1 protein-coding gene is annotated in these 331 nt (G+C 47.7%); it reads left to right on the forward strand.

From position 1 onward, the window contains the following. Window positions 1-41: 41 nt before the first annotated feature. The coding region (locus Q4528_RS13070; protein WP_303521907.1) for a phage portal protein family protein at window positions 42-331 on the forward strand (290 nt) is incomplete at its 3' end.

Here is a 331-nt window from a genome sequence, read left to right on the forward strand (position 1 = left end):
GTGTAGATGGCCGTATTTATAAGATCAGTATTGCCCATCCAATGGGCGAACGAATGCCGGAGAATAAGTTTTGGTGGTTTGATGTAGGTGCTGATAATGATGAAAATCCTTACGGCTTAGGTCTAGCGCATTGGCTTTACTGGCCGGTATTCTTTAAGCGTAATGGCTTGAAGTACTGGTCTGTATTCTTAGAGAAGTTCGCCCAACCCACTCCGACGGCTACATTGCCGCAAGCACAGATCCAAGATCCGGTCATGAAACGCCGAGCACTTGAGGCGTTACAGGCGATACAGGTCGATAGTGGTGTATTGATACCCGAGGGCATTGAGAT

This window comes from Staphylococcus pasteuri (assembly GCF_030547725.1).
GTDB lineage: Bacteria > Bacillota > Bacilli > Staphylococcales > Staphylococcaceae > Staphylococcus > Staphylococcus pasteuri.